The organism is Loktanella sp. DSM 29012, from assembly GCF_900110705.1.
GTDB lineage: Bacteria > Pseudomonadota > Alphaproteobacteria > Rhodobacterales > Rhodobacteraceae > Loktanella > Loktanella gaetbuli.
This window is the reverse complement of the sequence record NZ_FOEJ01000016.1, coordinates 1-8,627: the sequence shown is the minus strand read 5'-3', so window position 1 is coordinate 8,627 and position 8,627 is coordinate 1. Positions and strand designations below refer to the sequence as shown.

Genomic DNA, 8,627 nt, shown 5'->3' with positions numbered 1-8,627 from the left:
GCCCGGCACGATGTTTATGTTCGCCTGCACAAGCGTATCCTCGACGTCATCGAGACGGTCGTGCCAGTTGTGCACGTCAGATCCATCGACGAGGTCGTCTGCAACCTACTGCCATCAGAAGGCGACCGCGCCGAGGATCTGGCGCGGCAACTGAAGACCGCGCTCGCGTCAGCGTTCAGCGAGGTGCTGACCTGCTCCATCGGCATGGCACCGACGGAACTGCTGGCTAAGATCGCAGCAGAGATGCACAAGCCTAATGGTTTTAAGCTGATCCAGGCGTGCGACTTACCGCAAGCCCTTTCATGCGTTGACCTTGGTGATCTGCCCGGCATCTCCAAAGGCATGCGCGCCCGGCTGGACGCAGCACATGTGCACGACTTTGACGGTCTTTGGGCATTGGCACCGAAACAGGCGCGCGCGATTTGGGGCAGCGTCGAAGGCGAGAGATTCTGGAACGGGCTGCATGGGTATCATTCGGAGCGCCCTCCGACACAGAAGAGCATGTTCGGGCATAGTCGCATCCTGCCGCGGGACTGGCGCAATCCGGAGAAGGTCAATATCTGCGCGCGGATGCTAACGGAAAGCGCTGGTCGCCGGGTGCGTCGGGCCGACGTGCGCGCAACGCGACTGACGCTGAGCTTCAAAGGGGGAGCGCGGATCATGCCAGACAAGCGGTCGGACGGTCAGCGCTGGGACTGGGAGACATCGTTCCTGCCCGCCCGTGATGACCATACGTTCTTGGTCGCACTTGCCGGCGGTCTGTCAGAGGCAGAGCGCAGGATGCCGTTTCAGCCGCGGTCAGTCAGCGTGATGATTCACGGCCTGATCGGCAAAAACGAGGTGATGTCAGATCTGTTTGCGGAGTCGCCCAGCGAGTCCGGTGGCACATGCCATACCGCAGACCGGAAAAGGTGGGAGCAAGTCAGCGATATGATGGACGGCGTGCGTGCCAAGCTGGGCCCCCAGGCCCTCTCCATCGGACCGCAAACCGAAATCCCGGGCGGTTACGTCGGCGCCAAAATCGCCTTCGGCCGAATCCCGGACGATGCAGATTTCAGCGGGCGGCCCGTGGCCGATAAGGACACGCACTTTGCTTCGTTCTGATTGCGGCATGGCGTCAGGTCTACACTGCTGCCGGACGTTAGCAGACTTTCAGACAACGCGCGGCGAAGGTCTGGAACGAGCCCAGAATGACAGATTTCCGCTGCGCCGCGAATGTCGAGTTTAGAGACGCTGATATTTGTGCGTCCGAAATTTTGGCCCCAAGCGGCCATCTTTTGGGTGCGTCAATTTGCACTTCAAATCGTCCACACCATTCTTCTTCGCGGCTGCTCATACCCTCTATTCGCGCTGAACTTTGCTGTGATTGTCTTGCCAACAAGGTTGGGCATTTGGCATGCCAATTTGTGCTGGGTTACCACGCCTTCCGACCGGCAATCGCGATATTCCTTGAGAGCCCGGAGGCATGAATCTCATTTCTAAAAAAAATTATTGCTTAAATCTAAATTTTTTAGATAAACTGAAAATGAGGCCATTTGGAGCCAAGAAAGATGACCAGCCAGTCGACCAAGACGTCCGACATCCCCCCCCCCGTCGTTGGGGCCTTGTTGCGGACTGCGCGTCGCAACCGGAACCTAACATTGCAGGAATTAAGCTCTTTGGCGGACCTGTCTGTTGGCTATCTCAGTCAGATCGAACGCGATATCGCCACGCCGTCCTTGGGGTCGCTTAGCCGCTTGGCGGCGGCGTTGGAATTGGACCTCGGACATTTCATCTCGATCCCGAGCACACGCGGTTTGACCACACGCGCCAAAGACCGCGAGACGATCCGCGTGCGCGAAGGCGGGATGACCTATCAGCAGTTACACGGCGAATTTGTCGGCGCATCCCTCTCGGCCTTCCTGATCACGCTGCCCGCAGGGTTCACCACTGAAACCGATCAGCATTTCGGTGAAGAGTTCATCGAGGTCCGCTCGGGCCGCGTGATATTTGAGATCGACGGCCAAACCTATGATCTGGAGGCTGGCGATACCCTGCATTTCCGATCCGACCTGCGCCATCAGGCCCGCAACCCCGATGACAGTGACGCGGTCTTGTTCTGGCTGGGCAATGGTCCGACGTTCCAGCAACGTGCCGAAATGACCGGCGCGGCATCCGATGAATAGCGCCAGCCGCATGCCATTGGCGTGGCTGGGCCAGCGCGTTTTGATGATGTTGGTGACGCTGTTGGCAGTCATCACGCTGACATTCGCGCTGATGCATGCGGTTCCGGGTGGGCCTTTCGTGTCCGAAAAGATGCTGGCACCGGAAATCGAGGCCGCTCTGAACGCGAAGTTCGGGTTGGATCAACCTGTTTGGCGGCAATACCTCAGCTACCTGTGGGGCGTGTTGCAATTTGATCTGGGGCCGTCGTTCAAATACCCCGGCGTGAGCGTGAATAGTATGATCGCCGAAGGCTTGGCCGTGACCGCGCAGACAGGATTGCTGGCGATCATTTGCGTCGTCGCTTTGGGTGTGCCGACAGGCATCGTCGCCGCGCTGAACCGAGGCCGCTGGCCGGATACGCTGGCGATGTTCGTGGCCAGCCTTGGCATCGCGGTGCCGTCTTATGTGATTGCGACCGTGTCCCTTTACGTCTTTGCCCTGCGACTGGGTTGGACGCCCGCCTTCGGATTGGACGATTGGCGCGGCTATATCCTGCCTGTGTTTGCCTTATCCGGTTTCTGGATGTCCTTTGTCGCCCGACTGACCCGTTCCAGCCTACTTGAAACGATGGAGCTGGACTACATCATGACCGCCCGCGCCAAAGGCCTGCCCGCCCGTACGGTGATGCTGCGCCACGGGTTGCGCAATTCGATGATCCCCGTGGTCACGGTGCTTGGCCCCGTGGTGGCGAACCTGCTGACGGGGAGCTTCGTGATCGAACAGATCTTCGCGCTTCCGGGCATCGGGCGCCATTTTGTGCTGTCGATCACGAACCGCGATTATACGGCGATCATGGGCATCACCATCTTTTACGCGGCCTTTCTGATGCTGATGATCCTGATCGTCGACCTTCTGTATCTGTGGCTTGATCCACGCATTTCATACGGGGATCGCAAATGACCCGCGCAGCACCCTCCCCCGAGATGTGGCAACCCTTAGCCACCAATCCATCCGCGCTGGCAGAGGGCCCGCCCCCGCAAGCAACCCGCGGGTTCTGGGCTGGGGTTCGGTCTCGCCTGTTTCGGCATCGCCCTGCGATGGCGGGGTTGGTATTTATCATCTTCCTCGTGCTGGCGGCAGTCTTTGGCCCCATGGCATCGCCCTACAGCTACTTTGAACAGAACCTCGAACTGTCGAACCTGCCGCCTGCCTATCGCGCCTATACCGTTGATGCGGACACGCAGGTTTTCGTGAACCGCAGCAATCTGAGCCTATACCGCGTCGATGATCAGGGTGGCCTCTCGGCGCTGTTACGGCCGGACGGGCGAGACATGATTAGCCGCCAAAGCACATGGCAGATCGGCGGCAAAGACGTCGTGCTTGACTACGCGCAACGCCCACCCGTTCTGACCATCGACGGAGAGGTCGCGCAATCGGGCGGTCTGTCGCTGAACACCCGCAATCCCTTTGGCACCGACCAGTTGGGCCGCGATGTGCTGGTGCGCCAGATGTATGGCGCGCGCATTTCACTGTTGGTGGCGGCGGCGGCGGTGCTGACCAATTTCGTAATCGGGGTGATTTACGGCGGCATTTCCGGCCTTTTAGGCGGGCGCGTCGATGCGGTGATGATGCGGTTTGTCGAGATCGTCGCGACGATCCCGCTGACGCTCTATGTGATTTTGATGATGGTGGTGCTGCAATCGGGATTGCTGTCGGTCGTTCTGGCCATCGGCACGGTCTATTGGGTGGATATGGCGCGTGTCGTGCGCGGGCAGATCCTGACGCTGAAGGGGCAGGATTACGTGGCGGCGGCGCGCACCATGGGGGCCTCGACCTCGCGCATTTTGTTCAAACACCTGCTGCCCAATGCCTTCGGCCCGATCCTTGTGACGCTGACCATGTTGATCCCCTCGGCGATCTTCATCGAAAGCTTCATGAGCTTTATCGGCCTTGGCGTCACCCCGCCACAAGCCAGTTGGGGCACGTTGACGTCTGAAGCTGTCGAAACCCTGCGCGCCTATCCCTACCAGCTTTTGTTCCCCGCCGTGGCGATCAGTCTGACCATGCTGGCGTTCAACTTTCTGGGCGACGGGCTGCGCGATGCCCTTGATCCGAGGTTGTCATCATGACCGCGCCGCTGTTGTCCCTGCGCGATCTGCGCACAGAATACCGCACCGATCGCGGCACCGTGCAAGCGGTGCGCGGCGTCGATCTGACCCTTCACCGTGGTGAAATTTTGGGCCTCGTGGGTGAAAGCGGGTCAGGCAAATCCGTGACCTGCATGAGCATCCTCAAACTGTTGAAACGCGGCGGGCACATCACGTCGGGCACCGCCGTGTATGACGGCACCGACCTGTTGAAACTGTCCGAAGCGCAACTGTCGCGCGTGCGCGGTGACAAGATCGGCGTGGTGTTCCAAGATCCGATGTCGGCGTTGAACCCGACGATGACCGTAGGCCGCCAGATCGAGGAGGTGCTGCTGCAGCACCGCAAAATCAGCAAGAAAGCCGCCCGCGCCCGTGCGATCGAGCTGTTTAAACTGGTCCGTATTCCATCGGCCGAAACCCGTATCGACAATTACCCACACGAATTTTCCGGCGGGATGCGCCAACGGGTGATGATCGCAATTGCGCTGGCCTGTGATCCTGACCTGTTGATCGCGGATGAACCGACGACCGCGCTTGATGTGACGATCCAACGGCAGATTCTGGCGCTACTAAAAGAACTACGAGACCGGTTGGGCATGGCGATCATTCTGGTGACCCACGACCTTGGCGTCATCGCGGAAACCGCCGACCGTGTGATGGTTCTGTATGGCGGTCAGGTGATGGAACAGGCCCGCGTCACCGACCTGTTTGAGGCACCGCAACATCCCTATACGCGCGGCCTTCTGGCCGCGATCCCCGATCCGCGCCGGTCCGACAGCGCCCTCAGCCCCGTGCCCGGCAGCCCGCCTGACATGCGCGCACCGCCCAGCGGCTGCCCCTTCGCGCCGCGTTGCCCCAACGCCATGGCGATCTGCCTGACGCCCCCTGACCTTTACGGCGCAGGCGACACCCCACGCCTGCGCCCCGCCCAATACACACGCTGCTGGCTGGCCGACCCCGCCGCCCCGGCTGACCTGATGGAGGCCACCGGATGAGCGCCCCACTGCTTGAACTTAAGAACCTTCAAATGCACTTCCCGACGCGGCAGGGGCCGTTGAAGGCCGTTGATGGCATCAGCCTGAGCATTCAGGCGGGTGAAACGCTTGGCCTTGTGGGCGAAAGCGGCTGCGGCAAATCCACCTTGGCCCGCGCGCTGATCCGCCTCTATCGTCCCACGGGGGGGCGGGTTTTGTTGGACGGGCAGGAAATCACCACGCTCAGCGATAGCGCGATGAAGCCGCACCGCCGCCGGATGCAGATGATTTTTCAAGACCCTGTCGCGGCCCTCAACGGGCGGATGACGGTGGGCGAGCTGATCGCCGAACCACTCGAAATTATGAACATCGGCACAGCGGCGATACGACGTGAGCGGGTGAAAGAGTTGCTCGAAAAAGTCGGGCTTGGCGCCGATGCCGCCAACCGGTTTCCGCATTCCTTTTCCGGTGGTCAACGCCAACGCGTCGGCATCGCCCGCGCCATCGCGCTTGAGCCTGAGCTGGTGGTTTGCGATGAACCGATCAGTGCGCTGGACGTGTCTATTCAGGCGCAGATCGTGAACATGCTGTCTGACCTGAAACGCGACACGGGGCTGGCTTACCTGTTCATCACCCACGATCTGTCGATGCTGCGCCATATCGCCGACCGCATCGGCGTTATGTATCTGGGAAAGCTGGTGGAGATCGCCCCGTCCGAGGCACTGCACGCCGCCCCGCGCCATCCCTACACCGAGCTATTGTGGTCCGCGATCCCCGTGCCGGACCCTGCCGCACGGCGCGACGACGCGTTTGAGACAGGCGAGGTGCCAAGCCCGCTTGATATCCCCTCGGGCTGTCGTTTCCACACGCGCTGCCCCTATGCGTCGCCGCTGTGCAAGACGACGGAACCCCCATTACAAACCGGTGCGGACGGCCACGGCGTCGCCTGTCACCACCCGCTGCCCAGCAGCCCTTCGACCCACCAACAGGAGATTGAAAATGCGTAACTTGATGATCTCGGCAGCCGCTGCCGCGCTTATGACCGGACCCGCCTTTGCGGACGGCGATCTGACCTATGTGGTCAACAATGAGTCCGCGACCTATGACCCCGGCCTGACCTCTGAAACCTTTGCCGCGCCGATCATCGGCAATACATTCGAGGGCCTTGTGCGCTTCACCGAGGCGGGCGAAATCGAAGGCGCGATGGCCAGCGACTGGACCGTCTCGGACGACGGGCTGACCTATACATTCACCCTGCGCGATGCCAACTGGTCTGACGGGCAAGCCGTCACAGCGCAAGATTTCGTCTATGCGTGGATGCGCGTTCTTGATCCGGCAGCAGGGGCGAAAAACCCTGCGATGTTCTACCTGATCGACGGCGCGGAAGAGCATTACGCAAATGGCGGCACCGGCGACGTTGCGATTTCTGCACCGGATGACAAAACGCTGACCTTCACGCTGAAGAACCGCATCCCCTATATGATGCAACTGCTGACCTACACCAACTGGTTCCCCGTGCGCCAAGACGTAGTCGAAGCCGACCCCGAAGGCTGGACCCGCACCCCCGAGACCTTCATCAGCAATGGGCCATTCAAGGTCACAGAGTTCAATTTCGGCGAGTCCGTCGTCTTTGCGAAGAACGATGAATACTATGGGGCCGATGATGTGTCGCTTGATACGCTGACGTTCCGTTTGATCCCTGATCAGGCGACCGCCCTGACGGCAATGGAATCCGGTCAGGTTGACGGGATCGAGGCCGTCCCCGCGCCGGAAATTCCGCGTCTTATGGCGGAAAGCGATGCCTTCATGGTCGTTCCGGCCCTCGGCACGACCTATGCGTTCTTCAACCCTGCGCAATCGCCACTGGATGACGTGCGTGTGCGTCAGGCCTTGTCGATGGCGATTGACCGTCAGGACATCGCCGATTTCGTTCTGCAATCTGCCGATCGTCCTGCGATTGGTCTTGTGCCCTATGGCCTGACCCTGAACGGCGAAGATTTCCGCGACGGTTTGGACACCTACGGCCTTGATGCGCAGGCCCAGCCCGAAGCGGCGGCAGCCCTGCTGGCCGAGGCGGGTTATCCCAACGGCGAAGGTTTCCCCGAGACCGTCTTCGTGACCTACACTTCGCCGCCCATCGAAAAGCTACTCGAAGCGATCCAACAGATGTGGAAGCAGAACCTGAACATCGACGTGCAAATCCGCGCGACGGAATGGCAGGTTTACTACCCCGAAGTGCAGCAGGTTGAATACCAGATCGCACAGATGGGCTGGGGCGCCGATTACCCACACCCCATGACCTTCCTGGATGTGTTCCTGCCCGATAGCCCGAACAATCTGGCCGCGTGGCAAAGTGAAGAGTTTGCCGCCGCATTGAACGTGGCCAAATCGACAGCGGACGAGGCCGAAAGCCTTGCCGCCATGCGCGACGCCGAAGGCATCTTGATGAATGACCACGTCATCCTGCCGATGTATCACCGCTATAACTACATGATGATGTCACCTGACGTGGAAGGCTTCTGGCGCTCGTCGCTGAACGTCCCGTATTTCCGTGACGCAACGATCTCTGAATAAGTGAACAAGAACAGCGGGTGTTTCGACATCCGCTGTTCGCTTCCAAGGATCCACCTTAGGACGCCAAGAACGCGAATGAGCTGTTCGAGCTGTACACCTTCGAGAAAGCAGCGGACACAAAATCGGTAATTATGATATTGATTAAATGGGAACGCGGCATTCGGCAGGCTCTCGAACCCTTTTCAATATCAACCAATCATCTTCTTCGTGATGCGCTCGGGAAGGGTTGAACGCCCCAAGCGACGTCTCGGAAAAACGATCCGACAATGACCTACAGTCAAATTACTGCGCATCCCTTGATTGGTAATCCCTTAAATGACAGCAAGCGGTGCGACCTTTCCAGCGAGATGCTCATCAAGAACGCCACCAACCTTAGCTGCGAATATCCAACCGGATTACTCTTCAAAACACCTTTGATCTGCTCCCTGCTGTAAAGATGACGGACACACCGCGATCCTACTTGACATAACCGCAATCAGAAAACCGTTTTTGACTACCTGTCTTTCCAAAACCGGCCATTGGCGCAACCGCAGCGAACGGCAGCTTCGTCCGCATAGCTGACCTTGTTGCAGATTGCAGCGAACGTCCGGTTTCTGCGCCCATGCGTTCGACAGCAGAAGCGACATATCTCACCCAACATCCCCCAGCCCACCGCGATCAGACTTCAGTCCTTCGCCGCTCTGGTGGATCAACATGCGATCGGCAGGATACGGCTTGATTAAGTCGAATGCCTCATCCGGTGTGCCCTCCAGCCACTGCGCATAGTCCTCCGGTGCCAAGATCATCG

At 59.6% G+C, this 8,627-nt stretch carries 7 protein-coding genes; all 7 read left to right on the top strand.

All coding sequences use genetic code 11. The features are described from left to right. Nucleotides 1-1,104: Y-family DNA polymerase (locus BMX27_RS16575; RefSeq protein WP_090161666.1), on the top strand; the 1,104-nt coding region annotated here is incomplete at its 5' end. A 446-nt stretch (nucleotides 1,105-1,550) separates the two neighbouring features. After that, nucleotides 1,551-2,165 (top strand): helix-turn-helix domain-containing protein, encoded by a 615-nt coding sequence (locus tag BMX27_RS16570; RefSeq protein ID WP_090161663.1) that lies wholly within the window; start codon nucleotides 1,551-1,553, stop codon nucleotides 2,163-2,165. Next, the gene (locus BMX27_RS16565; protein ID WP_256212610.1) at nucleotides 2,158-3,105 is read left to right on the top strand and encodes an ABC transporter permease; all 948 of its coding nucleotides are present in this window, start codon (nucleotides 2,158-2,160) and stop codon (nucleotides 3,103-3,105) included. Before BMX27_RS16570 ends, BMX27_RS16565 begins: the two co-directional genes overlap by 8 nt. Beyond that, nucleotides 3,102-4,274, top strand: a complete 1,173-nt coding sequence (locus BMX27_RS16560) for an ABC transporter permease (RefSeq protein ID WP_090161657.1) — start codon at nucleotides 3,102-3,104, stop codon at nucleotides 4,272-4,274. The genes BMX27_RS16565 and BMX27_RS16560 overlap by 4 nt, the downstream gene beginning before the upstream one ends. Then, a complete protein-coding gene (locus tag BMX27_RS16555) occupies nucleotides 4,271-5,287 on the top strand; it encodes an ABC transporter ATP-binding protein (RefSeq protein WP_090161653.1) in 1,017 nt (338 codons plus the stop codon). The genes BMX27_RS16560 and BMX27_RS16555 overlap by 4 nt, the downstream gene beginning before the upstream one ends. 32 nt (nucleotides 5,288-5,319) lie before the next feature. Further along, nucleotides 5,320-6,273, top strand: coding sequence for an ABC transporter ATP-binding protein (locus tag BMX27_RS16550; protein WP_256212609.1), 954 nt, complete (start codon nucleotides 5,320-5,322; stop codon nucleotides 6,271-6,273). Next, nucleotides 6,266-7,840, top strand: a complete 1,575-nt coding sequence (locus BMX27_RS16545; RefSeq protein ID WP_177172773.1) for a peptide ABC transporter substrate-binding protein — start codon at nucleotides 6,266-6,268, stop codon at nucleotides 7,838-7,840. Before BMX27_RS16550 ends, BMX27_RS16545 begins: the two co-directional genes overlap by 8 nt. The last annotated feature ends 787 nt before the right edge of the window (nucleotides 7,841-8,627 follow it).